The organism is Alistipes sp. i18-0019-D1 (assembly GCF_042852885.1).
In the GTDB taxonomy this organism is placed as follows: domain Bacteria; phylum Bacteroidota; class Bacteroidia; order Bacteroidales; family Rikenellaceae; genus Alistipes.
Map to the genome: position 1 here is coordinate 871,022 of NZ_AP031424.1, position 24,558 is coordinate 895,579.

At 58.3% G+C, this 24,558-nt stretch carries 18 protein-coding genes and 6 tRNA genes; 8 read left to right on the forward strand and 16 right to left on the reverse strand.

Translation table 11 applies throughout. From position 1 onward, the window contains the following. The first annotated feature begins 158 nt into the window (after positions 1 to 158). The 4 genes from ACGHP5_RS03560 (at position 159) to ACGHP5_RS03575 (ending at position 5,430) form a co-directional block, all read left to right on the forward strand. The gene (locus tag ACGHP5_RS03560) at positions 159 to 1,607 is read left to right on the forward strand and encodes an OmpP1/FadL family transporter (RefSeq protein WP_295905543.1); all 1,449 of its coding nucleotides are present in this window, start codon (positions 159 to 161) and stop codon (positions 1,605 to 1,607) included. A 64-nt stretch (positions 1,608 to 1,671) separates the two neighbouring features. Then, positions 1,672 to 1,743: transfer RNA gene (locus ACGHP5_RS03565), tRNA-Arg, on the forward strand. Positions 1,744 to 1,818: 75 nt separating this feature from the next. Further along, positions 1,819 to 3,018: an L-serine ammonia-lyase, iron-sulfur-dependent, subunit alpha gene (locus ACGHP5_RS03570; protein ID WP_290534182.1), complete on the forward strand. Its 1,200-nt coding sequence runs from the start codon at positions 1,819 to 1,821 to the stop codon at positions 3,016 to 3,018. Between the two features lie 135 nt (positions 3,019 to 3,153). Then, positions 3,154 to 5,430, forward strand: coding sequence for a DUF6359 domain-containing protein (locus tag ACGHP5_RS03575; RefSeq protein ID WP_390568055.1), 2,277 nt, complete (start codon positions 3,154 to 3,156; stop codon positions 5,428 to 5,430). 230 nt (positions 5,431 to 5,660) lie between these two features. On the opposite strand, the gene rpoC is transcribed toward ACGHP5_RS03575, so the two are convergent. The 13 genes from rpoC to ACGHP5_RS03640 all read right to left on the reverse strand — a co-directional run bounded on the left by rpoC (position 5,661) and on the right by ACGHP5_RS03640 (position 19,015). After that, positions 5,661 to 9,920 carry a DNA-directed RNA polymerase subunit beta' gene (gene rpoC, locus ACGHP5_RS03580; protein WP_390568056.1) on the reverse strand — a complete coding sequence of 1,420 codons (4,260 nt, stop codon included), beginning with the start codon at positions 9,918 to 9,920 and terminating at the stop codon, positions 5,661 to 5,663. A gap of 36 nt (positions 9,921 to 9,956) precedes the next feature. After that, positions 9,957 to 13,817, reverse strand: a complete 3,861-nt coding sequence (rpoB, locus tag ACGHP5_RS03585; RefSeq protein ID WP_044054613.1) for a DNA-directed RNA polymerase subunit beta — start codon at positions 13,815 to 13,817, stop codon at positions 9,957 to 9,959. Positions 13,818 to 14,053: 236 nt separating this feature from the next. Then, positions 14,054 to 14,431, reverse strand: a complete 378-nt coding sequence (rplL, locus tag ACGHP5_RS03590) for a 50S ribosomal protein L7/L12 (protein ID WP_015548061.1) — start codon at positions 14,429 to 14,431, stop codon at positions 14,054 to 14,056. Between the two features lie 43 nt (positions 14,432 to 14,474). After that, positions 14,475 to 14,999, reverse strand: a complete 525-nt coding sequence (gene rplJ / locus ACGHP5_RS03595; RefSeq protein WP_290534186.1) for a 50S ribosomal protein L10 — start codon at positions 14,997 to 14,999, stop codon at positions 14,475 to 14,477. Between the two features lie 17 nt (positions 15,000 to 15,016). After that, the gene (rplA, locus tag ACGHP5_RS03600; protein WP_290534187.1) at positions 15,017 to 15,715 is read right to left on the reverse strand and encodes a 50S ribosomal protein L1; all 699 of its coding nucleotides are present in this window, start codon (positions 15,713 to 15,715) and stop codon (positions 15,017 to 15,019) included. Positions 15,716 to 15,726: 11 nt separating this feature from the next. Continuing rightward, positions 15,727 to 16,167 (reverse strand): 50S ribosomal protein L11, encoded by a 441-nt coding sequence (rplK, locus tag ACGHP5_RS03605; protein WP_015548063.1) that lies wholly within the window; start codon positions 16,165 to 16,167, stop codon positions 15,727 to 15,729. A 16-nt stretch (positions 16,168 to 16,183) separates the two neighbouring features. Continuing rightward, positions 16,184 to 16,744 (reverse strand): transcription termination/antitermination protein NusG, encoded by a 561-nt coding sequence (gene nusG, locus ACGHP5_RS03610; RefSeq protein WP_015548064.1) that lies wholly within the window; start codon positions 16,742 to 16,744, stop codon positions 16,184 to 16,186. Between the two features lie 14 nt (positions 16,745 to 16,758). After that, a complete protein-coding gene (gene secE, locus ACGHP5_RS03615; protein WP_015548065.1) occupies positions 16,759 to 16,956 on the reverse strand; it encodes a preprotein translocase subunit SecE in 198 nt (65 codons plus the stop codon). An 18-nt stretch (positions 16,957 to 16,974) separates the two neighbouring features. Then, positions 16,975 to 17,048: transfer RNA gene (locus ACGHP5_RS03620), tRNA-Trp, on the reverse strand. A gap of 51 nt (positions 17,049 to 17,099) precedes the next feature. After that, a complete protein-coding gene (tuf, locus tag ACGHP5_RS03625) occupies positions 17,100 to 18,287 on the reverse strand; it encodes an elongation factor Tu (RefSeq protein WP_290533194.1) in 1,188 nt (395 codons plus the stop codon). A 130-nt stretch (positions 18,288 to 18,417) separates the two neighbouring features. Continuing rightward, positions 18,418 to 18,493, reverse strand: a tRNA-Gly gene (locus ACGHP5_RS03630). 92 nt (positions 18,494 to 18,585) lie between these two features. Beyond that, positions 18,586 to 18,668, reverse strand: a tRNA-Tyr gene (locus ACGHP5_RS03635). A 273-nt stretch (positions 18,669 to 18,941) separates the two neighbouring features. Then, positions 18,942 to 19,015: transfer RNA gene (locus ACGHP5_RS03640), tRNA-Thr, on the reverse strand. A gap of 334 nt (positions 19,016 to 19,349) precedes the next feature. On the opposite strand from ACGHP5_RS03640, the gene ACGHP5_RS03645 reads away from it, so the two are divergent. Then, positions 19,350 to 19,871: a GNAT family N-acetyltransferase gene (locus ACGHP5_RS03645; RefSeq protein ID WP_337658383.1), complete on the forward strand. Its 522-nt coding sequence runs from the start codon at positions 19,350 to 19,352 to the stop codon at positions 19,869 to 19,871. A gap of 167 nt (positions 19,872 to 20,038) precedes the next feature. Here ACGHP5_RS03645 and ACGHP5_RS03650 read toward each other — a convergent pair whose 3' ends face one another. The 3 genes from ACGHP5_RS03650 to ACGHP5_RS03660 form a co-directional block, all read right to left on the reverse strand. Then, positions 20,039 to 20,953 carry a helix-turn-helix domain-containing protein gene (locus ACGHP5_RS03650; protein ID WP_278972733.1) on the reverse strand — a complete coding sequence of 305 codons (915 nt, stop codon included), beginning with the start codon at positions 20,951 to 20,953 and terminating at the stop codon, positions 20,039 to 20,041. A 147-nt stretch (positions 20,954 to 21,100) separates the two neighbouring features. Next, positions 21,101 to 21,976 carry a hypothetical protein gene (locus ACGHP5_RS03655; RefSeq protein ID WP_337756236.1) on the reverse strand — a complete coding sequence of 292 codons (876 nt, stop codon included), beginning with the start codon at positions 21,974 to 21,976 and terminating at the stop codon, positions 21,101 to 21,103. 175 nt (positions 21,977 to 22,151) lie between these two features. Further along, positions 22,152 to 22,418 carry a type B 50S ribosomal protein L31 gene (locus ACGHP5_RS03660; protein WP_290533196.1) on the reverse strand — a complete coding sequence of 89 codons (267 nt, stop codon included), beginning with the start codon at positions 22,416 to 22,418 and terminating at the stop codon, positions 22,152 to 22,154. 170 nt (positions 22,419 to 22,588) lie between these two features. On the opposite strand from ACGHP5_RS03660, the gene ACGHP5_RS03665 reads away from it, so the two are divergent. From ACGHP5_RS03665 to ACGHP5_RS03675, 3 genes are all read left to right on the forward strand, one after another. Continuing rightward, positions 22,589 to 22,662, forward strand: a tRNA-Ile gene (locus ACGHP5_RS03665). 208 nt (positions 22,663 to 22,870) lie between these two features. Then, complete coding sequence (locus tag ACGHP5_RS03670; RefSeq protein ID WP_390568058.1) at positions 22,871 to 23,425, forward strand: RNA polymerase sigma-70 factor; 555 nt, start codon at positions 22,871 to 22,873, stop codon at positions 23,423 to 23,425. Positions 23,426 to 23,516: 91 nt separating this feature from the next. After that, positions 23,517 to 24,539, forward strand: a complete 1,023-nt coding sequence (locus ACGHP5_RS03675; RefSeq protein WP_390568059.1) for a FecR family protein — start codon at positions 23,517 to 23,519, stop codon at positions 24,537 to 24,539. The last annotated feature ends 19 nt before the right edge of the window (positions 24,540 to 24,558 follow it).

Sequence of the window (24,558 nt, forward strand, 5' to 3'; positions counted from 1 at the left end):
CGGCCCGAACCGGGCAATTCGGCCAAAACTATGCCATTTAGTACATTTTTCGGGAATTTTAGGCCAAAAAGTTTGGGCCGTGGGGATAGTTTTCCTACTTTTGCCCCCGATTTTGCATGCCGGCGAGGCATGCCGAGTATAAACCAAACTAATTCGTTATGAAAAAACTTTTCCTCGTTCTGGCCGCCGCTGCCATCGCCTCCGGCGCTTACGCCGAGGGTTATCAGGTAAACAATCTCTCCTCGAAACAGAACGGTATGGGCCACGTGGGCACCGCGCTCAAACTCAACTCGGAGTCTTTGCATTTCAACCCTGCGGCAGCCGCTTTCCAGACCTCCAAATTCGATATTTCGGCCGGCATCACGGGAATTTCCTCCTACGTAAGATACAGCAACATCGACTATTCGGGCGAAAACCGCATCAAAGCGGAGTCCGACAACAAGATTTCGACCCCGATGTACGTCTATTTCAACTACAAACCTACCGAGCGGCTGGGCATCGGCGTCAGCTTCACCACACCGTTCGGCTCTGCCATGAAATGGCCGTCGAACTGGGCCGGTGCGCACCTCATTCAGGACATCAACCTCACGGCATTCCAGATTCAGCCCACCGTGTCGTATAAAATCTGCGACAAACTCTCGGTAGGTGCGGGTCTGACCGTCGCCTGGGGCAACTTCGATCTTTCGCGCTCCATGTTCCCCGTAGGCGCCGCGACGAACAATACCATCGCCGGGATTCTCACGGCCAACGGTATGGGACAATACGCCCCGCTGTTTACGAACGCAGGCGACAATGCGCTTCTTTCGGCCAAACTGGCCGGTGACGCACAGGTTGCCGTAGGCGTCAACGTCGGTATCATGTGGGACGTGCACGAACAATGGACATTCGGTTTCAACTACCGTTCGCGCCTGAATATGAAAGTCAAGAAAGGCACGGCGGAGATGAACTACCACTCGCCCGAGATCAAGCAGGTCATGAGCGCCACGGGACTTATCCCGCGCCTGGACGAAGGCACGTTCAACGCCGAACTCCCCCTGCCGACCAACCTCACCTGGGCCGTCGCATTCCGTCCGGCCGAAAAGTGGGAGTTCGCCGTCGACCTGCAATGGGTGGGCTGGAGCGCCTACAAAGAACTGAACGTATCGTTCAACGAGCCGGAACTGAAGATCGAGGACATCAACTCGGTGAAGAACTACAAGAATACGCTTGCATTCCGTTTCGGCGGCGAGTACAAGGCCTGCGACCTGATCCAGGCGCGCATGGGTATGTATGTCGACGAAAGCCCGGTGCGCAGCGACTACCTCAATCCCGAAACCCCGTCGATGACCAAACTCGCCTATACGGCAGGTCTGACGATCAATCCGGTAAAATGCATGTCCATCGACGTGGCCTACGGTTACGTAGCATCGGCCGACCCCGAGCGCACGGGTTCCTACCCCTACTTCAACTCACTGACCTACGGCGCCGTTTACCAACAGGCTCTGACTGCCGGCGCCTCGGAGACCGAAGCGGCCGCATCGGCGGCCAAAGCCGCGAACCAGCCCTTCTCGGGCAACTATGCACTGCATGCCCACACATTCTCGATCGGTGTAAGATTCCGTTTCTAAAAACAGAAAAAATCACTATCTTTGCCGGTGCGTTTGGCGACAGACGCACCGCATTGTTTTCAACGGCTCCATAGTTCAAGGGATAGAACGAGGGTTTCCTAAACCCTAAATTCGCGTTCGAGTCGCGGTGGAGCTACAAGAAAAGGAGGAATAAATATTCCTCCTTTTCTTATGGAATTTTACCTATCTTTGCTCCCGTAAAATCACGATTATGGAATCGCTCAAAGAGTTATACAGGATCGGCAGCGGCCCGTCGAGCAGCCACACGATGGGCCCCAAGCGAGCCGCCGAACAGTTTGCGGAACGCTGCCGCGACGTCGACGCCTACCGCGTGACCCTCTACGGATCGCTGGCCGCCACGGGCAAGGGCCACCTGACGGACGTGGCGATCCTTTCGGTCCTCGAACCGGCCGCCCCGACCCAGATCGTCTGGAAACCGGAGGTCGTGCTCCCCTTCCACCCCAACGGCATGCTGTTCGAAGGGCTGAAAGGCGGCCAGGTCGTCGATGCGTGGACGATTTTCAGCGTCGGCGGCGGCGCGCTGGCCAACGAGGCCTCGCGCCTCGAAACGCCGCAGAGCATCTACCCGCTGTCGACCATTTCGGAGATCAAGGAGTGGTGCTACCACGAGGGCAAAACCTTCTGGGAGTATGTGAGCGACTGCGAGGGTCCCGAAATCTGGGACTACCTCGACACGGTCTGGGAGACGATGTGCGCGACCATCCAGCGCGGCCTGAACAACGACGGCGTGCTGCCCGGAGGGCTGAAGGTCGCCCGCAAGGCCTCGACCTACTGGGTCAAGTCGAAAAGCTACACCGACTCGCTCTCCTCGCGGGCCAAAATCTACGCTTACGCGCTGGCCACCTCCGAGGAGAACGCCTCGGGCGGCACGGTCGTGACGGCCCCCACATGCGGGTCGAGCGGCGTCATGCCCGCGGTGCTCTACCACCTCTCCTCCTCGCGCAACTTCCTGCGCGTCCGCATCCTGCGGGCGCTGGCCACGGCCGGGCTTTTCGGCAACGTCGCCAAGACCAACTCCTCCATTTCGGGCGCCGAGGTAGGCTGCCAGGGCGAGGTCGGCGTGGCGTGCGCCATGGCTGCCGCCGCCGCGTGCCAGCTCTTCGGCGGAACCCCCTCGCAGATCGAATACGCCGCCGAGATGGGTCTCGAACACCACCTGGGCCTCACGTGCGACCCCGTGTGCGGACTGGTGCAGGTCCCCTGCATCGAACGCAACGCCATCGCCGCGGCCCGCGCCTTCGACGCCAACGCCTACGCCACGCTCTCCGACGGCTCGCACATGGTGAGCTTCGACAAGGTCGTGGAGGTGATGAACGAAACGGGCCACGCCCTGCCGAGTCTCTACCGCGAGACCTCCGAAGGGGGCCTTGCCAAACGCTTCAAACGTTAAGTTCCGGGCACGCCGGAGGCATCCTTTCGGGCGTGTGACGATTTTTCCCTGTAAACGGATAAAATTTCCCCGTCGGACAACCTCCGGCGGGTTAATTTTGTTATCAGCAAACGTCAACCTAAAACCACAATACGTATGAAACGAATTTTACTGCTTCTGCTGGTCGTTCCGCTGCTCGCCGGAGCGTGCGGCGACGACACCACCACCGAAGATACCCCCGATCCGCCCGCAACGACGCTGCCCGCGGGAACGAAGGACGATCCCTTCGGCGTGGGCGACCTCGCGGCCGCCGCCGGGAAATCGGCCGTCTGGATCCGGGGTTACGTCGCCGGGGCCGAAGCCGATGCAAAGGCCGCCGTGCGTTCCGTCGGTTCCGACACCCCCTCGCGCAGCAACATCCTGCTGGCCTCGAAAGCCAACGAGTACCGCCCCGACAAGTGCATCCGCGTGGAACTGCCGGATGAATCGGACGTTCAGGCCCGTCTGAACGTGGTCGACCACCCCGATCTGATCGGCAAAAAGGTCCTGCTCCGTGCCGACATCGTTGCGGCAAACGGCTCCGTGCGCATCGCCAACGTCACCGAACAGGAGGGCGGCAAGGAACCGGTCGAGAACCCCGATCCGGAACCCGATCCCGATCCGGAACCCGATCCGGACGTTCCGACGCCTCCCGTCACGGGCGACGTCGAACTGGACAAACTCTACGGCTATGCCGAAGGCACGACGGGCGGCGCCGGCGCCACCGAGGCCAACATCCACCATTTCGACGACGGCAAGAAGTTCGGCGAATGGCTCTACCTGCGCGAGAAGAACAAGACCATGACCCCCGCGATCGTCTGGTTGAGCGGTACGTTCCACAAGGACGACGGCTACCGCTCGGGCAAGCCCTGGTTCGACATCAAGCGCACGGGCAACCTCACGATCAACGGCACGAACGACTTCTTGATGGAAAACGTCGGGTTCTTCATCAACGAATCCTCGAACATCATCATCCGCAACATCTATATCAAGATGCCCAAGGCCGACGACGGCGCCGACGGCATCTCGATGCAGGAGAGCAATAACGTCTGGGTCGACCACTGCACCTTCGAGTCGATCAACCAGACGAAGGACTACGAGGACGGCTCGTGCGACGTGACGCACCAGACCTACAACGTCACCGTATCGTGGTGTCACTTCATCAAGACCCAGAAATCGTGCCTCGTAGGCCACTCGAACAGCCAGACGGCCGACACGAAGATCACCGTGACGTTCCACCACAATTTCTTCGACCTGTCGAGTTCGCGCCATCCGCGCGTACGCTTCGGCCGCGCCCACGTCTACAACAACTATTTCAACCAGGTGACCACCTACGGCGTAGGCAGCGCCTACGGCGCGATGGTGCTCGTCGAGGACAACTGTTTCGAAGGCGTGAAACTCCCGACCGACATCTGCACCTACCCGGCCAAACCGAGCGGCAGCAGCTGGGTGTCGAACCTCACGGGATCGGTGGCCGGATACCTCTACGAACGCGGCAACCTCTTCAACAACAAACCCGCCGACGCCACGTCGCCCTACCCCTTCACCAATGTGGAGTACAAGGCCTACAACGGCGAGAAGATCGCGACGCCGTATACCTACGACGACTTCAAGCCGGCGTACAACTACATCGTGGACCCCGTCGGCCGGATCGCCGAGATCGTGCCTTCGGCTTCGGGCGTGGGTAAACTGACGGGCTATTCCGCAGCGCCCAAAGAGGTGGACAACGGCGGCATCACGGGCGGCGGAACGACCCCGGACCCCGACCCGGGAACCGATCCCACACCCGGCGGCAGCGACCTGGGCAACGGCTGGACACTGCTCTCCAACGGCACCACCGCCGCAACGGCCGTCTGCAACGGGGGCCAGTTGGCGCTCACGGCATGCGGCAAATTCGAAAGCGGCACGCAGACCCTCGGGTTCGTCTACCGGGAGGTCACGGGCAACTTCGTGGCTACCGCGCAGGTCGACTCCTTCTCCGCCCTGAAAGACACCAACCAGGCGTTGGCCGGGCTGCTGGTCACTCCTGACGCAGGAACGATCTCGACCGGCGATTTCATCCACGCGATGGCCGCCCGGAGCCTCACGGGATTCTACTACTCCAACCGGACCGAAGCCGCCGGAAAGGGCAACAAGGGCGCATTAGGCGCACCGGCAGCCACAACCGAGGGGGCAAAGCCCATCGTGCGGCTCGAACGCGCAGGCGACAAATTCACGGCGTCCTATTCGCTCGACGGAGGCGCAACGTTCGGCGCGGAAAAGTCCGTCTCCATCAGCGGATTGCCCGACAAACTGCTGATCGGCCTGGCGGCCAACAGCGGCGACAGCAAGAAGGCCTCGGAAGCCGTCTTCAGCAATGTGAAGATCAACGGTCAGGCGGTCGCATTCGAATAAACAGCCGGACGCAAACACAGTACACACGGCGAAAGTCCGGGTCCGTCGCGGCCCGGACTTTCCGCATTCCGGTCTTTCCGACCGCCCCGTACTTTCCGTGTCTCCGAACACCCGGCTCCTGCGTCTTTGCAACCCGGTTCGCCCCTCCGACAACCAAAAATCCCCTTCCGGCTCTCCGGAAGGGGATTTTTTTCAATCTATTTCAGGCGGGATCACTCCCGCGTCGCAGACTACTGCGCCTGCTGGAGCGACTCCAGATCGGCCTTCGAACCGACTACGAGGTCGTCGTAGTCGCGCAGGCCCGTACCGCCGGGGATCAGGTGACCGCAGATCACGTTCTCCTTGAGGTTCTCCAGCGGATCGACCTTGGCCTGGATGGCCGCCTCGTTCAGCACCTTGGTCGTCTCCTGGAACGAAGCCGCCGAGATGAAGCTCGAAGTCTGGAGTGCGGCGCGGGTGATACCCTGCAACACCTGGGTCGAAGTCGCGGGCACGATGTCGCGCACCTGCACCGGCTGCTGGTCGCGGCGCTTGAGGCTCGAATTCTCGTCGCGCAGCTTACGCAGCGAAACGATCTGTCCGGGTTGCAGCGACGTCGAATCGCCGGCGTCGGTGACGACCACCTTGTCATACAACTCGTCGTTCACGTCCATGAACTCCCACTTGTCGACGATCTGGTCCTCGAAGAAACGGGTGTCTCCCGGGTCCTCGATCTTCACCTTGTTCATCATCTGGCGGACGATGACCTCGAAATGCTTGTCGTTGATCTTCACACCCTGCATGCGGTAGACCTCCTGCACCTCGTTGACGATGTACTCCTGCACCTTCGTCGGGCCGAGGATATTGAGGATGTCGCTCGGGGTGATCGCACCGTCCGACAGCGGGCTGCCGGCCTTCACGTAGTCGTTCTCCTGCACGATGATCTGACGCGACAGGGGAACCAGATAGCGTTTCACGTCGCCCTGCTTCGAGGTGATGATGATCTCGCGGTTACCGCGCTTGATCTTGCCGAACGCCACCTCGCCGTCGATCTCCGATACAATGGCGGGGTTCGACGGGTTGCGGGCCTCGAACAGTTCCGTAACGCGCGGCAGACCGCCGGTGATGTCGCCGCCCGACTTGCCGACGGCGCGCGGAATCTTGATCAGGATGTCGCCGGCCTTGATGCGGGCGTTGTCCTTCACGACCACGTGGGCGCCCACGGGCAGGTTGTACTGCTTGACCTCCAGACCTTCGCGGTCGACGATCTTGATGACGGGGTTCTTGGTCTTGTCCTTCGACTCGATCACGACCTTCTCCGAAAGGCCCGTCTGCTCGTCGCGCTCGTCGCGGTAGGTGATACCCTCGATAACGCTCTCGTAGGAGGCCTTACCCTCGTACTCCGAGATGATAACGGCGTTGTAGGGGTCCCACTCGCAGATCAGGTCGCCCTTCTTGACCTCGGAGCCATCCGCCATGAAGAGCGTCGCGCCGTAGGGCAGGTTGTGCGTATAGAGCACGATATCGGTCTTGGGGTCGACGATGCGGAACTCCGACTGACGCGAAATCACGATGTCGATCGCCTCGCCGGCTGCATTCTTACCCTTGACAGTGCGCAGCTCGTCGATCTCCAGACGGCCTTCGTATTTCGAAACGACGTTGGTCTCGACAGCCGTGCCGCCGGCCACACCGCCGACGTGGAACGTACGCAGGGTCAGCTGCGTACCCGGCTCGCCGATGGACTGCGCGGCGATGACGCCGACGACCTCGCCTTTCTGAACCATGCGGGCCGTAGCCAGGTTGCGGCCGTAGCACTTCGCGCAGACGCCGCGGCGCGACTCGCAGGTCAGCACCGAACGGATCTCCACCGACTCCAGCGGCGATTTCTCGATGGCTTCGGCGATCGGCTCGGTGATCTCCTCGCCGGCCTTGCAGATCACCTCGCCGGTCAGCGGATGAACCACATCGTTCAGAGCCACGCGGCCCAGAATACGGTCGTAGAGGGTCTGCACCACGTCGTCATTGCGCTTGATGGCCGTAGCCGTCAGTCCGCGCAGCGTGCCGCAATCCTCCTCGTTGATGATCACGTCCTGCGCCACGTCCACCAGACGGCGCGTCAGGTAACCTGCGTCAGCCGTCTTCAGGGCGGTATCGGCAAGACCCTTACGGGCACCGTGGGTCGAAATGAAGTACTCCAGCACCGAGAGTCCCTCCTTGAAGTTCGAGAGAATCGGGTTCTCGATGACCTGCTGACCACCCTCGACACCCGACTTCTGCGGCTTGGCCATCAGGCCTCGCATACCGCTCAGCTGACGGATCTGCTCTTTCGAACCACGGGCGCCGGAGTCGAGCATCATGTATACCGGGTTGAAACCGTCGTTGTCCTTGATCAGCGTTTCGATCACGGCCTTCGTCAGCTTGGTATTGATATTCGTCCAGACGTCGATGATCTGGTTGTAGCGCTCGTTGTTGGTGATAAGACCCATGTTGTAGTCCTCCATGATGGAGTCCGAACGTTCGTACCCCTCCTGCACGAGCTTCTCCTTCTCTTCGGGGATGATCACGGCATCGAGGTTGAACGACAGACCGCCGCGGAAGGCCATCCGGTAACCCATATTCTTGATGTCGTCGAGGAACGCGGCCACCTTGTCGGCACCGGCCTTCTTCATCACCACGGCGATGATGTCGCGCAGCGAACGCTTCGTCAGAATCTCGTTGATGTAGCCTACCTCCTTGGGAACCACCTGGTTGAAGAGGATGCGGCCGATGGTCGTCTCCTTCAGCACGCGCACCTCGTTACCCTGCTCGTCCAAATCGTCGACCATACACTTCACGATGGCGTGCAGGTCGGCCCGGCCCTCGTTGTAGGCGATGATCGCCTCCTCGGCGCCGTAGAATACGCGGCCTTCGCCCTTCACGCCCTTGCGGGGCTTGGTGATGTAGTAGAGACCGAGGACCATGTCCTGCGAAGGGACCGTGATCGGCGCGCCGTTCGCGGGATTGAGGACGTTGTGCGAACCCAGCATCAGCAGCTGGGCCTCCAGGATGGCGGCGTTGCCCAGCGGCAGGTGTACGGCCATCTGGTCGCCGTCGAAGTCGGCGTTGAACGCCGTACATGCCAGCGGGTGCAGCTGCATGGCCTTGCCCTCGATCAGTTTGGGCTGGAACGCCTGGATACCGAGGCGGTGCAGCGTCGGGGCGCGGTTCATCAGCACGGGGTGTCCCTTGATGACATTCTCCAGAATGCCCCAGATCACGGGGTCCTTGCGGTCGATGATCTTCTTGGCCGACTTCACCGTCTTGACGATGCCGCGCTCGATGAGCTTGCGGATCACGAACGGCTTGTAAAGTTCGGCGGCCATGTCCTTCGGAATGCCCATCTCGTGCATCTTCAGCTCGGGACCGACGACGATGACCGAACGGGCCGAGTAGTCGACACGCTTACCCAGCAGGTTCTGGCGGAAGCGGCCCTGCTTGCCCTTGAGCGAATCCGACAGCGACTTGAGCGGACGGTTCGACTCGTTCTTCACGGCGTTGCTCTTGCGCGAGTTGTCGAACAGCGAGTCGACGGCCTCCTGCAACATGCGCTTCTCGTTGCGCAGAATCACCTCCGGGGCCTTGATCTCGATCAGGCGTTTGAGGCGGTTGTTGCGGATGATGACGCGGCGGTAGAGGTCGTTCAGGTCCGACGTGGCGAAACGTCCGCCGTCCAGCGGCACCAGCGGGCGCAGCTCGGGCGGGATCACCGGAATCACGTTCAGCACCATCCACTCGGGCTTGTTCTTGCCCTCCGAGGCGCGGAACGACTCGATGACGTTCAGACACTTCAGCGCCTCCGACTTACGCTGCTGCGAGGTCTCGGTCGAGGCCTTGTGGCGCAGGGCGTAGGACATCGAGTCGAGATCCACCTGCTTCAGCAGCGTGTAGACGGCCTCGGCGCCCATCATGGCGACGAACTTGTTGGGGTCCGAATCGTCGAGCGACTGGTTGCCCTTCGGCAGCGCGGCCACCACGTCGAGGTACTCCTTCTCCGAAAGCGTGGCCAGACGCTCGATGCCCTGCTCCGAGGCGGCGCCGGCGTTGATCACGACGTAACGTTCGTAGTAGATGATCGCCTCGAGTTTCTTCGACGGAATGCCCAGCAGGTAGCCGATCTTCGAAGGCAGCGAGCGGAAATACCAGATGTGCACCACCGGAACCACCAGCGAGATGTGTCCCATGCGCTCGCGGCGCACCTTCTTCTCGGTCACCTCCACGCCGCAGCGGTCGCAGACGATGCCTTTGTAGCGGATGCGCTTGTACTTACCGCAGTGGCACTCGTAATCCTTCACCGGGCCGAAAATCCGTTCGCAGAACAGACCGTCGCGCTCGGGCTTGTAGGTACGGTAGTTAATGGTCTCGGGCTTCAGCACCTCGCCGCTCGACTGGGCCAGAATCTCCTCGGGGGAGGCCAGGCCGATCGAAATCCGGCTGTAACCATTATTCGGTTTATTGTCTTTGGTAATTGACATATTTGTTCTCGTTTTTCTTTTCCTCTAAAATACACCTTACTCGAGTTTCACCGACAGAGCCAGACCGCGAAGCTCGTGCAGCAGCACGTTCATCGCCTCGGGAATGCCCGGTTTGGGCAGATTCTCGCCCTTGACGATGGCCTCGTACGCCTTGGCGCGGCCCATCACGTCGTCGGACTTGATCGTCAGAATCTCCTGCAGGATGTTGGCGGCGCCGAAGCCTTCGAGCGCCCAGACCTCCATCTCACCGAAACGCTGACCGCCGAACTGCGCCTTACCGCCGAGCGGCTGCTGCGTGATGAGCGAGTAGGGACCGATCGAACGCGCGTGCATCTTGTCGTCGATCATGTGGCCCAGCTTGAGCATGTAGATCACGCCCACCGTAGCCGGCTGGTCGAACATCTCGCCCGTTCCGCCGTCGTAGAGGTACGTACGGCCGCTGTGCGGGATACCCGCCTGCGCGGTGTATTCGTTGATCTGGTCGAGCGAAGCGCCGTCGAAAATCGGCGTGGCGAACTTCAAGCCCAGCTCGCGGCCGGCCCATCCGAGCACGGTCTCGTAAATCTGGCCGAGGTTCATTCGCGAAGGCACGCCCAGCGGGTTCAGGCAGATGTCGACGATCGTTCCGTCCTCGAGGAACGGCATGTCCTCGTCGCGCACGATACGGGCCACGATACCCTTGTTACCGTGGCGTCCGGCCATCTTGTCGCCCACCTTCAGCTTACGCTTCTTGGCGATGTAGACCTTGGCCATCTGGATGACGCCCGTCTGCGGAAGCTCGTCGCCGTTGGTGATGTTGTACTTCTCGCGCTTGATGGCGGCGTCGGCCTTCTTCCACTCGATGGTGTAATTGTTGATGGTGGCCTCGATGAGCGCATCGGTGTGGGCGTCGCCCGTCCAGTTGCACGACCCGAGGTTCAGATACCCCATCACCACGCCGGTCTTCTCGTCCGTCGACTTGCGGGCGATCTCCTCCAGCATCTTCTGCGAGAATTTCGTCCCCGCGGGATAGAGTTCCACCCCGAAGTAGTCCGTAACGCCCGTGGAGGTCTTGCCCTGAAGCAGCGTCCACAGTTTGCCGACCAGACGCTTCGTAAGTTCCGCGATTTCGGCTGCGAACTTCTCGTCGAGCTTGTCCAGCTGGGCCTTCTCGGCGCTCTTGCTCTTTTTGCCCTCCTTGTTGGCGCGGCTGTAAAGACGGGTGTCGATCACCACGCCGTGCAGCGACGGCTGGGCCTTCAAAGAGGCGTCCTTCACGTCGCCGGCCTTGTCGCCGAAGATCGCGCGGAGCAGCTTCTCCTCGGGCGACGGATCGCTCTCGCCCTTCGGGGTGATCTTGCCGATCAGGATGTCGCCCGGGTGGATGTTGGCGCCGACACGGACGATACCGTTGGCGTCGAGGTCCTTCGTGGCGTCCTCCGAGACGTTGGGAATGTCCGACGTAAGCTCCTCGACACCGCGCTTGGTGTCGCGGACCTCCATGATATATTCGTCGACGTGCACCGAGGTGAAGATGTCCTCACGCTGGATACGCTCCGAGATCACGATGGCGTCCTCGAAGTTGTAACCCTTCCAGGGCATGAACGCCACCTTGAGGTTGCGGCCCAGGGCCAGCTCGCCGTGCTGCGTCGAGTAGCCTTCGGTCAGAATCTGCCCCTTCGTCACCTTGTCGCCCGTCAGCACGATGGGCTTCAGCGTCACCGAGGTATTCTGGTTGGTGCGACGGTAGCGCGGCAGCGTGTAGGTCGTCACCTCCGGAGCGAACGACGCGAGGATCTCGTCCTCCGTACGCTCGTATTTGATCTGAATCTTCGTCGCATCGGCGAAAACCACCTCGCCGTCGCCCTCGGCAACGATCTGGATGCGGCTGTCGGAGATCATGTCCTTCTCGATACCCGTGCCGACGATCGGGGCTTCCGAAGTCACCAGGGGCACGGCCTGGCGCATCATGTTCGAACCCATCAGCGCACGGTTGGCGTCGTCGTGCTCCAGGAACGGGATAAGGCTCGCGGCGATCGAGGCGATCTGGTTCGGAGCCACGTCCATCAGGTCCACTTCGCTGGCCGTAACCACGGGGAAATCGGCTCCTTCACGCGCCTTGATACGATCCGGCTCCAGGAAGTTGCCTTCCCCGTCGATCGGGGTGTTCGCCTGTGCGGCGACCAGGTCCTCCTCCTCCTCGGCCGAATAGTAGTGGATGTGCGAGTTGTCCATATCGACCTTGCCGTTCTCCACGCGGCGGTAAGGCGTCTCGATGAATCCCATCGGGGAGATCTTCGCATAGACGCACAGCGACGAGATCAGACCGATGTTCGGGCCTTCCGGCGACTCGATCGGGCAAAGGCGTCCGTAGTGCGTGTAGTGCACGTCTCGCACCTCGAAACCGGCGCGGTCACGCGAAAGACCGCCCGGGCCGAGGGCCGACAGACGGCGTTTGTGCGTGATTTCGGCCAGCGGGTTGATCTGGTCCATGAACTGCGAGAGCTGCGAGGTTCCGAAGAAGGAGTTGATCACCGACGAAAGGGTCTTGGCGTTGATCAGGTCCACCGGGGTGAACACCTCGTTGTCACGCACGTTCATGCGCTCGCGGATCGTACGCGCCATGCGCACGAAACCGACCGAGAACTGATTCGACAGCTGCTCGCCCACCGTACGGACGCGGCGGTTCGACAGGTGGTCGATGTCGTCGACGTCAGCCTTCGAGTTGATCAGCTGGATCAGGTATTTGATAATAGCGATGATGTCCTCGCGCGTCAGCGTGCGGATGGCCGGATCGGTGTCCAGATCCAGTTTCTTGTTGATGCGGTAACGGCCCACATCGCCCAGGTCATAGCGTTTGTCCGAGAAGAAGAGCTTCTCAATGACGTCGCGCGCCGTAGCCTCATCGGGCGGCTCCGAAGCGCGCAGCTGCCTGTATATGTAAACCACGGCCTCCTTCTCGGAGTTGCACGGGTCCTTCTGCAGGGTATTGTAGATGATCGAGAAGTCGATGCCCGAGAGGTTCTCCTTGTGCAGCAGAATCGTCTTGGCGCCGCTTTCGAGGATTTGGTCCACATGCTCCTCCTCGAGAACCGTCTCGCGGTCCACGATCACGTTGTTTCGTTCGATGGAAACCACCTCGCCCGTGTCCTCGTCCACGAAGTCCTCGACCCACGTCGAGAGCACCCTCGCGGCCAGCTTGCGGCCCACGGCCTTCTTGAGGTTGGCCTTGTTGACCTTCACCTCGTCCGCCAGGTCGAAGATTTCCAGGATCTGCTGGTCGGCCTCGTAACCGATGGCACGCAGCAGCGTCGTGACGGGCAGTTTCTTCTTACGGTCGATGTACGCGTACATCACGTTGTTGATGTCCGTAGCGAACTCGATCCACGAACCCTTGAAAGGAATGATTCGCGCCGAGTAGAGCTTGGTTCCGTTCGTGTGCATGCTCTGTCCGAAGAACACGCCGGGCGAACGGTGCAGCTGGGATACGATGACACGCTCCGCGCCGTTGATGACGAACGTACCGCGTTCGGTCATGTAGGGGATCGTACCGAAGTACACGTCCTGAACGACAACGCCGAAATCTTCGTGTTCGTCGTCCGTGCAGTAGAGCTTCAGCTTGGCTTTCAGCGGAACGCTGTACGTCAAACCGCGCTCCAGGCACTCCTCGATCGAGTAACGGGGCGGATCGATATAGTAGTCGATAAACTCCAGAACGAAATTGTTCCGGGTATCCGTGATGGGGAAATTTTCCTGGAAGACCTTGTAGAGGCCCTCGTTCTTACGGTTTTCGGCCGTGGTGTCCATCTGGAAAAAGTCCCGGAATGATTTAAGCTGTACCTCCAGCAAATCCGGGTACGGAACCCGGTTCTTTACTGTCGAAAAGCTAATTCTTTGTTGTGTTTTTGCTGCGGACATCGTAAAATCCAAATTAGTTGAAGTGTAATGGGTTACGCTCCCCAAAATGTGCGGGTCATTATCCCGGCAATGCTCCCGTATGAAGGCGTCATACGCCCCGGGAGCATCCTATATTCCAAAAACCGGACACAGCTCCTGATCGGCACTTCCGGTCTTTAGACCAAGAAAAGGCATAGAGCTTACACACCGGTAAGCCCTATACCTGTTCGTCTTCTATTGACGCTTAAGCAGCAATGCTACTTGAGCTCAACTTCAGCACCTGCTTCCTCGAGCTGGCCTTTGATCTGCTCAGCCTCCTCCTTGGAAACACCCTCCTTAACGGCCTTGGGAGCACCGTCAACGAGTGCTTTAGCATCGCCCAGCGAAAGACCTGCGATGTCCTTCACTACCTTGATAACCTGGAGCTTGGCCTGACCTGCGGCCTTCAGAATAACGTCGAACGACGTCTTCTCTGCAGCAGCAGCCTCGCCTGCGCCTGCAGCGGGGGCTGCAACGGCAACAGCGGCAGCAGCCGGCTCAATGCCATACTCCTCCTTGAGGATCTGTGCGAGTTCGTTTACCTCGGTAACCTTCAGGTTTACCAGTTCTTCAGCAAGTTTCTTTACGTCTGCCATAGTTGTAAGCTTATTAATTTGTTTTTGATTCTTGTTTGTGAAATTAGTTGTTTCTCGATTCGAGCGTCTTCACGAGGCCCGCAATCTTTTGGCCTGCATTAGCCTGCAATGCAGAGATAACATTCTTGGCCGGGGACTGGAGCAGTGCGACGATGTCGGCGATAAGCTCTTCCTTCGACTTGATGTTACACAGAGTGTCCAGCTGATTGTCACCCACGTAAACGCAACCCTCGGCGAAAGCCGCCTTCAGAACGGGCTTCTCCGACTTCTTGCGGAATTCCTTGATCAAAACAGCGGGAGCTTTCGCAACGTTGGCGAACATAATCGAGGTAGGACCCTCCAATACTTTTACCAGATCAGCATCGGCCTTCTCCACCTTCTCGAGGGCTTTGCCCAGGAGGGTGTTCTTAACGACCACCAGCTTCACGTCGCTCTCGAAGCACTTGCGGCGCAGGGCAGCGGTCTGCTCTGCGTTCAGCGACTCGATGTCGGCGATATAGAAGTGAGGATAAGCCTGGAGCTGCTCGGCAAGGCTGTCAATTACAACCAGTTTTTCTTCCTTAGTCATCTCTTCTCTCCTCCTTCTTATTTGGTTTCTACTGATTTGGAATCAATCTGCACGCCGGGGCTCATGGTGGTCGAGAGATAAACACTCTTCACGTAAGAACCTTTGGCAGCAGCCGGTTTCAGCTTGAGAATCATATTCAGCACCTCTTTCGCGTTGTCCACGATCTGATCTGCCGAAAACGAAACCTTGCCTACCGTCGTGTGGATGATACCGAATTTATCGACCTTGAAGTCGATCTTACCGGCTTTCACCTCCTGGACGGCCTTGCCGACTTCCATCGTAACCGTACCGGTCTTGGGGTTCGGCATCAGTCCGCGGGGACCCAGAATACGGCCCAGCGCACCGACTTTACCCATCACATTGGGAGTACAGATGATCACGTCAACGTCGGTCCAGCCGGCCTTGATCTTGTCAACATACTCGTCCAGACCTACGTAGTCTGCGCCTGCAGCCTGTGCCTCGGCCTCCTTCTCGGGAGTGCACAGCACCAGCACGCGCACCGTCTTACCGGTTCCGTGGGGAAGCGTCACCACGCCGCGGACCATCTGGTTCGCCTTGCGGGGATCGACACCCAGACGCACGTCGATATCCACCGAAGCGTCGAATTTCGTGAACGTAATTTCCTTCAGAAGAGCGGCAGCCTCCGAGAGCTTGTAAGCCTTACCGGCTTCCACCTTAGCGTAGGCGATCTTTTGATTTTTTGTCAACTTACTCATCTTCTTCGCAATTACATATTAGGAAATTCTCCGACGACACTGATACCCATACTGCGGGCAGTACCGGCAACCATGCGCATAGCGGATTCCAGCGTAAAGCAGTTCATATCGGGCATTTTGTCCTGCGCGATTTCGCGGATCTGATCCCACGTCACCTGACCGACCTTGTCGCGGTTGGGCTGTGCGGAACCTTTCTGCACTTTAGCTGCTTCCTTGAGCTGGATAGCTACGGGCGGCTGTTTTACAACAAAGTCGAACGACTTATCGCTGTAAACCGTGATGATGACCGGAAGAACCTTTCCCGCCTTGTCCTGCGTACGAGCATTGAATTGCTTGCAGAAGTCCATGATATTGACTCCCTTAGAACCCAATGCGGGACCAACCGGGGGCGAAGGATTGGCGGCACCACCTTTGATCTGCAATTTAATAAATGCAGCAACCTCTTTTGCCATAGTTTTCCTTGGTTAATTATTCTTTTTCTACTTGGGTGAAACTCAACTCCATAGGAGTTTTGCGCCCGAATATCTTCACCGATACCGTGAGTTTCTTGCGCTCGTTGTCGACTGCCTCGATAGTACCTTGGAAGCTCGAGAAAGGACCGTCCGTAACCTTGACAGTCTCGCCGACAAAGAAGGGTATTTCGTTTTCCTCCTCCTGTGCGTTCAGCTCGTCGACGCGGCCGAGGATGCGCGCTACCTCCTGCGGACGCAGGGGCGTGGCGTTCATCTTGCGGCTGTCCTCTTTGGTGTCGCCGAGGAAACCCAGCACGTTGGGGGTATTGCGAATTATAATCGGAATCTGGCCTACGAACGCAGCCTCCACCAGCACGTAGCCCGGATAAGAAACCTTCTCCTTGGAGACCTTCTTTCCGTTGCGGATGGTATAGACTTTTTCAGTAGGGATCAGCACCTGGGAGATGTAGTCCTCAAGGTGGTTGTGGCGGATTTCAGCCTCGATATACTCTTTGACCTTCCCCTCCTTGCCACCGATTGCGCGGACGACATACCATTGTTTCTTAATCTCGCTCATCGTTCTGCAAACAATTAACGGCCAAGACCGCCCAGGGTCTTGTAAATGCCTGCCATCACGTTCTCGAACGTCACGTCCATCGCCAGGACGACCACGGCGAAGATGACCGAAGCCACCATCACGACGATCGTAGAACTCTGGAGCTGCGGGAACGTAGGCCACGTCACCTTGTTTACAAGCTCGTTGTAAGATTCTTTAACGTATTTGAACATATCTTCGTCTTTTACTCTTGGCAGGAGCAGAGAGATTCGAACTCCCATCAACGGTTTTGGAGACCGCTATTCTACCCTTGAACTATGCTCCTAAAAGAGGGAGGCGATGCGGATGACCGCCTCCCGGAATATTCGGATGTGAATTACTTCACGATCTTCAGGATCTGACCTGCACCTACCGTACGGCCACCCTCGCGGATTGCGAAACGCAGACCTTCGTTGATAGCTACGGGGTAGATCAGCTTCACGGTGATGGTCACGTGGTCGCCCGGCATAACCATGTCGACGCCTGCGGGCAGGTGAACCTCACCCGTTACGTCCATCGTACGCAGGTAGAACTGGGGACGATAGTTGTTGTGGAACGGCGTGTGACGGCCACCCTCCTCTTTCTTGAGGATGTAGACCTCGGCCTCGAACTCGGTGTGCGGAGTGATCGAACCCGGCTTGGCAACCACCATACCGCGCTTAACCTCCTTCTTGTCGATACCGCGGAGCAGCAGACCTACGTTGTCGCCAGCCTCGCCCTCGTCGAGCAGCTTGCGGAACATCTCGACGCCCGTGCAGGTCGACGTGAGGGTCTTCTCCTCGAGACCTACGATCTCGACGGGATCGCCTACGTGGATGATACCGGTCTCGATACGGCCCGTTACGACGGTACCGCGGCCGGTGATCGAGAACACGTCCTCGACAGGCATCAGGAACGGCTTCTCGTTCTCACGCGGAGGAATGGGAACATATTCGTCAACGGCAGCCATCAGCTCCATGATCTTCTCCTCCCACTGCGGCTCGCCGTTCAGGCCGCCGAGTGCGGAACCGCGGATGATGGGAGCGTTGTCGCCATCGTACTCATACTTGGAAAGCAGGTCGCGAACCTCCATCTCGACCAGGTCGAGCATTTCGGGATCGTCCACCATGTCGCACTTGTTCAGGAAAACGACGATGCGCGGCACGTTCACCTGACGGGCGAGCAGTACGTGCTCGTTGGTCTGGGGCATCGGACCGTCCGTAGCGGCAACGACCAGGATAGCGCCGTCCATCTGGGCAGCACCGGTAACCATGTTCTTCACATAGTCGGCGTGGCCCGGGCAGTCTACGTGCGCGTAGTGGCGGTTGGCCGTCTGGTACTCAACGTGCGAGGTGTTGATCGTGATACCACGCTCTTTCTCCTCGGGAGCGTTGTCGATCGAGTCGAACGAACGGAGTTCCGACAGACCGTTCTTTGCCAAAACAGTCGTGATAGCAGCGGTAAGGGTGGTCTTACCGTGGTCAACGTGACCGATGGTACCGATGTTTACGTGCGGTTTCGACCGGTCGAATTTTTCTTTTGCCATAGTATTAAGTATTTAAAGTATTGTTAAAAATTGTCCTAAAGTTTTAAAATTCATTTCGCAGAACAAGCGAGCGACACAAACTCCCCATCATCGCTGAACGGAGGCGTTCGTATCACACGCTGCTGCGCACTGGAGCGGAAGACGAGGCTCAAACTCGCGACCCTCAGCTTGGAAGGCTGATGCTCTATCAACTGAGCTACTTCCGCAAAAACAGACCGTATCAGAGTTATCCCTTCCCTCGCACCGCCTCTCCGCGGCGTCCGGGGTCCTGCAACTCCAACCGGCACTCTCTTTTTAGTGGGAAGTGATGGATTCGAACCACCGAAGGCGTACGCCAGCAGATTTACAGTCTGCCCCATTTGGCCACTCTGGTAACTTCCCTTGTTTTGCTCCTCTCCCGTGAGGAATTCGCTTCGCTCGTCTTTCCCGGAGGAATTGGCTCGTTTCACTCGGCTGCGCCTCGTTCCACTTCGCCGATCCCGCTTTGGGGAGGCCTTCGTCCTGCCGCCGCTCGTCGTCGTAAAAAGCCCTCGTTCCTTCGGAACTCCCAGCCTCAAAATAGTTCGTCGCTTCAAACAAGTTTGACCGTCAAACTCTTTTTCGGCTGCTGCCATCGGCAGGGTCTTTTTAGCTCCTCCTCGCGTCGGCTTTCCGAGCCGATGGAGGGATTCGAACCCCCGACCAGCTGATTACAAATCAGCTGCTCTGGCCAACTGAGCTACATCGGCAGTATTCACCGTTTTGGATTGCAAAAGTAGGCATAAAAAATTTACCTCGCAAATTATTCGGGATAAATTTTCTACTTTTTAACTCTTCTCAAAGAACCGCGCCCGAACGCCATTGGTTCACGGGCGAAATCGGGTGCAAAGATAGGAAAAGTTTTGGATAACACAACAGCTTCTGAAAAAAATATCGTCTTTCGCACCCAACTATGTCATCCGCCGGTCCGGCCGGCATCCGTTCCCCTTCCGGACAGCCTATTTCCGAATCCGGCACACCTATTTTATATAGGCGGTCTGCAAACTTTTTAGTATCTTTAAACCTTGAAAAAACTTTTACTGCATGAATGCCATCCCCCTCTTCGGCCCTTACGCGCTCCGGCGGCTCCGCACGGAGGACGTCCCGGACATCTTCGCCTCGATCGACACCCAGCGCCGCCACCTGGGCCGCTGGCTCCCGTTCGTGGCCGACACGCACCAAATCGAGCAGACCCGGCAGGTGGTGGCCGGGATGCTCGCCGACACGGCCAATCCGGTCTACACGATCCGCGACGGCGAGACCTTCGCCGGACTGATCGGCTTCAAATCGGCCGATGCCGGAAAGCGCAGCATCGAGATCGGCTACTGGCTGCGCGAAGAACAGCAGGGCAAGGGGATCATGACGGCCGCCGTGCGGGCGCTCTGCGACCTTGCGTTCGGGGAGATGGGCATGCGGCGCGTGGAAATCCGCTGCGGCACGGGCAACCTCCCGAGCAACCGCATTCCGCAGCGTCTCGGCTTCCTCCGCAGCCACGTCGAGGAGCAGGGTGAACAGCTCTCCGACGGAGCGTGGATCGACCTGAACGTCTACGTGCTGGAACACTGAAAACCAATCGACCGCCGCCCCGGACTCATCCGCAAAACCGGCCCGCCACGGTCTAATGGCGTATGCCGCGCCCGGCCCGACGACGACGTGCCCGGTCCGTACGGTATCGCACCGAAAAAAGGAGATCTCCTCGGAGGTCTCCTTTTCATCCATAGCGGCCGTCGGCCCTATTTCTTCTTGATCGAGCTGATCAGCTGCGCGGGCGTCGCCTGGAGGTAATTCTTGCAGAACCGGCTGAACTGCGTGTAGTGGCGGAACCCGTACTTGTTCATCAGTGCCTTGGTGCTGTCCTCACCGTCGCGGATGTCGCTAAAGACCTTCAGCGCCTTCTGACGCATCATCCAATGGTAAACGCTGTCGTTGAAGTGCTCGGCGAAACGGCGTTTGAAAACCGAGAGGCTCATGCCCGCCAGCGAAGCCAGTTCGGCGACGCCCTGGGCCTTGTCGTAATTGTTGCAGACGAAGACGCGGAAATTGTCCTGCGGCTGAATCATCGACTGGAAGAAGTAGGCATGTTCGGTAGGCGTGTAGAGCACCTTGATCATCATGAAAAGCTCGGTGGCCTTCATCCGGTGATAGCGGACGCAGTTGAACATCTGGCGGATCGTAAAGAATGTGCCTAAAAGCCGTTCTATGGCCGGATGCATCGCAAGCGTGGGAACCGATTCGGTCGGAACGACCGAGTCATAGGGCATCACCTTGTCGAAAATGTCCTGTTCGCAGAATTCGATCCGGTGGATGAGCGACAGCACGACCACGTGGGTCTCGTCGTCCTGAGCCGTCACCACGAAGCGTTCACTGCGGGCGAGACATACGCATTGTTTCGACGTAACCAGGCGCACCGTATCGTTTCCGTGTTCCAGCCTCAACGATCCCGACATGACGAAAAGGATGCGCACCATGCGGTCCGCGGGGAACGTCACCCCCTCTCCGGCCGCAAACGTAAGCTGTGAAAACCGACAGTAGGTCGAATCGCCGATACGGCGGAACGGTGCCGGAAACGTGGGACAACTACTACAATCCGCAGTACAACTCTCCTTCAATGCCGACTCCTCAAACTGCGGTTGGGGTTGATAATCCATAACTTATTTGATCTGTGTGACGTGATTTCACGAACAAAATTACAAAAAAAATCAGAAAAGCAAACAAATTAGCTCCCGCGACGACAAAAAAGTCCCCGCCACGACCGGCAGGGACCCTGAAAGGCACTATTACGACGAAAAAATCGTCTATTTGTAACTAATGATCAGAATTTTCGAAGACTCCCAGAAACGCACGGGATCGGTAATGAGCAGTTTCTCGACGATTTTGTTCGAATCGGTCACCAGTTCGTACGAACCTTCGGGATGCGAAGTGACGAGCGTCGCCTTCTTCTGTCCGACGGGGATCTCCGTCAGCAGGCGCGAATCGGCCATCGTGAAGCTGTCGAAATTGCTGTTCCGACCGACGGTCAGCGTCCGTCCGATGAATCCCTGCTTGTTGATGATCTGCGCGTCGCGCAACTCCTTCTCGGCCCCCACGATGTAGTAGACCGTATTGAGCTGGTTCTGCAACTCGACCTTCTCGCCGCTCAGGTTCTCGACCTCGGCGCTGCGAACGGCCACCTCCTCGGTCAGACTCTTCACCTCGTCGCCCATCCGGACGAGGCTCTCGCGCAGCTGCTCCACCTCGGTTTTCTTCTCCGCCAGCTGCCTGTTCATGTCGGCGATCATCTTCTCCAGGCCGTCGATACGCAGGTTGGCCTTGCGCAGCAGGGCCGCCGAACGTTGCAGCGATTCGATCTTCGAGCGGTTCTCCCGCAGCAGCCGGTCGATGGCCTTGATGTCGTTGCTGATCTCCTCGACGGGACGGCGGCCGCCCTCCGCCTCCCCGGCCACGGTGATCAGGTTCTCGCGCGACTTGATCAGCGCGAGATTCTCCGAGATGGCGTTGATGTCCGCGAACACGGCGTTGATCAGCGAGTCCTTCGCGCTGACGACCAGCTGCTCCAGCGAATCGCTCCGGCTCTCGGCCTCGACGACAACCTGTCTGCTCACACAGGAGGCAAGGAGCGCAACGACGCCCAGCGCCGCGGCGGTCGCGATATGCTTCATCTTGTTTTTCATGGCTCCGACTTTCTAAAGATTACGATCTTGTTTGCCTTCGGGCGCAAATATATACATAAAAACAAAACCTTGTGCGGATTTTTTCACAAAGACCGGAAATTCCGTGCGGAGAACAAAAAACAACGGGCCGCAACCCTCGGTTGCAGCCCGTTGTTTCGTAAATGCGCAAGCAGATTTACTTCGCATTCTTCTTATCGTAGCGTTTTGCGTAACGGCTCATAAACTTATCGACGCGACCAGCGGTGTCAACCAACTTCATCTTACCGGTGTAGAACGGGTGCGAGGTGTTGGAAATTTCCATCTTATACACGGGATAGGTTTCGCCGTTCACTTCGATGGTCTCTTTTGTCGAAACGGCGGACCGACACAAAAACACGATGTCGTTGGACATGTCCTTGAACGCCACCAAACGATAATTCTCCGGATGAATACCCTTTTTCATTTCGCTGTTTTTGTTTTTAATTAATGCTTAAGCGCGACAAAGGTACGAATTAATTTGCAACAAACAAGATCCCGTGCACTTTTTTTCACACTCGGGCGTCCGGAGGGTTGCGCAATCTGAATACTTTTTCTATCTTTGCGCCACCGAAGCGCCCCTGCGGGCGCAGGACCGGGCCCATAGCTCAGTCGGTCAGAGCAGCGGACTCATAATCCGAAGGTCGTGGGATCATGCCCCTCTGGGCCCACAGAAAAAGAGGTTACGAACCGTCGTAACCTCTTTTTCCGCATTTCAGGCCGGACTTCCCGTTTCCGGTGGACCGGAACCGCGGTCTGCTGCAAAATAATTCGGGAAACGCGGTTTTTCATAAATAATTTTTACCTTTATACTCCACTACCGACGTTGCCGGCCCCTGCCCGAACCGGGGAGGCAACCAGCAAACGACCGCGAACAAAATGACCGACAACGAACTGGCCCGGGAAATCCGCGACGGGAATCAACTGGCATTTACCATGACTTATGATAAATACCACAGGCAGTTGTACGCCTTTGCGTACAGGTACGCCCGCAACGGCGCCCTGGCGGAAGATATCGTGCAGTACACGTTCCTCAAACTCTGGGAAACCCGTTCGAAACTTCTGCCGGCCTCCGGTCTGGCCGGCTACCTGTTTCGCATTGCGAAAAACCGGACGCTCAACGCCCTGCGCGATTACATACCTACACAGTCCGAATACCGGGAAACAGCAACTTCCGCAAGCGAATTCCTGCCCGACCTGGAGCGCCACAACCTGATGGAACAACTCGACAAAGCCATCGAAAAACTCTCGCCGCAGAAAATCGCAGTCTGCCGACTGAAAATCCACGAAGGACTCTCCAACGCCGAAATCGCCGAACGGCTGGGCATCTCGGTCAATACCGTCAAGGTCCTCTATCACCAGGCCGTCACACAACTGCGCAAACTGATGAAATCGGGTTACGCCATTCTGCTCGTCCTGCTGGTCTCCCGCTGACGCCTTCCGCACAATCTTTTTTCAGAAAAACGAACCGGGCATAATACTTTTCCCGCCGCCGTGTGTATTCTAATAAAACACGCGCCCCCAAATGAAGCAAGCCAAACGCACAACTATTATATACAGCCGGGAATCGCTCCTTGCCTATTTCGACGGGAAATGCCCTCCCGAACAAGAATACAGCATCCGGCTTTACCTGAAAACCCCCGCCGGACAACAGGCGGCCGCGGAATTGATGGACACGGACATTGTCTCGCAGCTCAACAGGAAAGGCGGAATCGCCGGACCGACGCCTCCGGCCGACCTGCGGGATAAAATCCTGCGGGAAATCGGGCAACGCATCCGACGCGGGCAGCGCATCCGAACGCTGTCCCGCATCGCGGCCGTCGCGCTTCCGCTCGTGTTCCTCAACCTGCTGCTGCTCGGCCGCCTCTACGACTGGGGCGGAGAGCAAGTCGCCTATCAGAAGGTCTACGTCCCCGCCGGAGAACAGCTCCGGATGCTGATGGCCGACGGCACGTCCGTACTGCTCAATTCGGAAACCACACTGGAATACCCGGCTCGCTTCGACCGTCGGAACCGAAACGTGCGCCTGCAGGGCGAAGCCTATTTCGATGTCGCCAAGGACCCGCACCGCCCCTTCCGGGTCGAAACCGGCGACCTGACGGTTCGCGTACTCGGCACCCGGTTCAACCTCAATACATCGGCTCCGGAATCTACGTTGCTTTACCTGCAGGAGGGCAGGGTCAACATCGAAGAGCATCTCTCCGGAAAACGCCGCAGCTACGACATCACCCCGGGGCAACTCTTCGAGATGAACCGCATTTCGGGCCGTTGCAGCCTGTTGCCCAACGCCGACACGGCGGCCGTCGTCGGCTGGATGCACAAACGCTATTATTTCAAGAATACCCCGCTGAAGGACCTGCTCGAGTTTCTCGAACGCAACTACGGCGTAACGTGCCGTGTGACGGACAGCCGACTCTACAAATACACCTATACGATCAACTTCAACAACGAATCGGTGGACCAGATACTCTCCGCCATGGAACGGATCACCCCCATGCGCATCGTCCGGGTCGCCGACTCGATCACCATCCATCCGCTCGGCAGGTAGCGGCAACCAAATCCGATGA

What these genes read in the sequence shown, in the direction of transcription:
- ACGHP5_RS03560 (WP_295905543.1), top strand. Translation starts at nt 159, where the DNA reads ATGAAAAAACTTTTCCTCGTTCTGGCCGCCGCTGCCATCGCCTCCGGC.
- ACGHP5_RS03570 (WP_290534182.1), top strand. Translation starts at nt 1,819, where the DNA reads ATGGAATCGCTCAAAGAGTTATACAGGATCGGCAGCGGCCCGTCGAGC.
- ACGHP5_RS03575 (WP_390568055.1), top strand. Translation starts at nt 3,154, where the DNA reads ATGAAACGAATTTTACTGCTTCTGCTGGTCGTTCCGCTGCTCGCCGGA.
- rpoC (WP_390568056.1), bottom strand. Translation starts at nt 9,920, where the DNA reads ATGTCAATTACCAAAGACAATAAACCGAATAATGGTTACAGCCGGATT.
- rpoB (WP_044054613.1), bottom strand. Translation starts at nt 13,817, where the DNA reads ATGTCCGCAGCAAAAACACAACAAAGAATTAGCTTTTCGACAGTAAAG.
- rplL (WP_015548061.1), bottom strand. Translation starts at nt 14,431, where the DNA reads ATGGCAGACGTAAAGAAACTTGCTGAAGAACTGGTAAACCTGAAGGTT.
- rplJ (WP_290534186.1), bottom strand. Translation starts at nt 14,999, where the DNA reads ATGACTAAGGAAGAAAAACTGGTTGTAATTGACAGCCTTGCCGAGCAG.
- rplA (WP_290534187.1), bottom strand. Translation starts at nt 15,715, where the DNA reads ATGAGTAAGTTGACAAAAAATCAAAAGATCGCCTACGCTAAGGTGGAA.
- rplK (WP_015548063.1), bottom strand. Translation starts at nt 16,167, where the DNA reads ATGGCAAAAGAGGTTGCTGCATTTATTAAATTGCAGATCAAAGGTGGT.
- nusG (WP_015548064.1), bottom strand. Translation starts at nt 16,744, where the DNA reads ATGAGCGAGATTAAGAAACAATGGTATGTCGTCCGCGCAATCGGTGGC.
- secE (WP_015548065.1), bottom strand. Translation starts at nt 16,956, where the DNA reads ATGTTCAAATACGTTAAAGAATCTTACAACGAGCTTGTAAACAAGGTG.
- tuf (WP_290533194.1), bottom strand. Translation starts at nt 18,287, where the DNA reads ATGGCAAAAGAAAAATTCGACCGGTCGAAACCGCACGTAAACATCGGT.
- ACGHP5_RS03645 (WP_337658383.1), top strand. Translation starts at nt 19,350, where the DNA reads ATGAATGCCATCCCCCTCTTCGGCCCTTACGCGCTCCGGCGGCTCCGC.
- ACGHP5_RS03650 (WP_278972733.1), bottom strand. Translation starts at nt 20,953, where the DNA reads ATGGATTATCAACCCCAACCGCAGTTTGAGGAGTCGGCATTGAAGGAG.
- ACGHP5_RS03655 (WP_337756236.1), bottom strand. Translation starts at nt 21,976, where the DNA reads ATGAAAAACAAGATGAAGCATATCGCGACCGCCGCGGCGCTGGGCGTC.
- ACGHP5_RS03660 (WP_290533196.1), bottom strand. Translation starts at nt 22,418, where the DNA reads ATGAAAAAGGGTATTCATCCGGAGAATTATCGTTTGGTGGCGTTCAAG.
- ACGHP5_RS03670 (WP_390568058.1), top strand. Translation starts at nt 22,871, where the DNA reads ATGACCGACAACGAACTGGCCCGGGAAATCCGCGACGGGAATCAACTG.
- ACGHP5_RS03675 (WP_390568059.1), top strand. Translation starts at nt 23,517, where the DNA reads ATGAAGCAAGCCAAACGCACAACTATTATATACAGCCGGGAATCGCTC.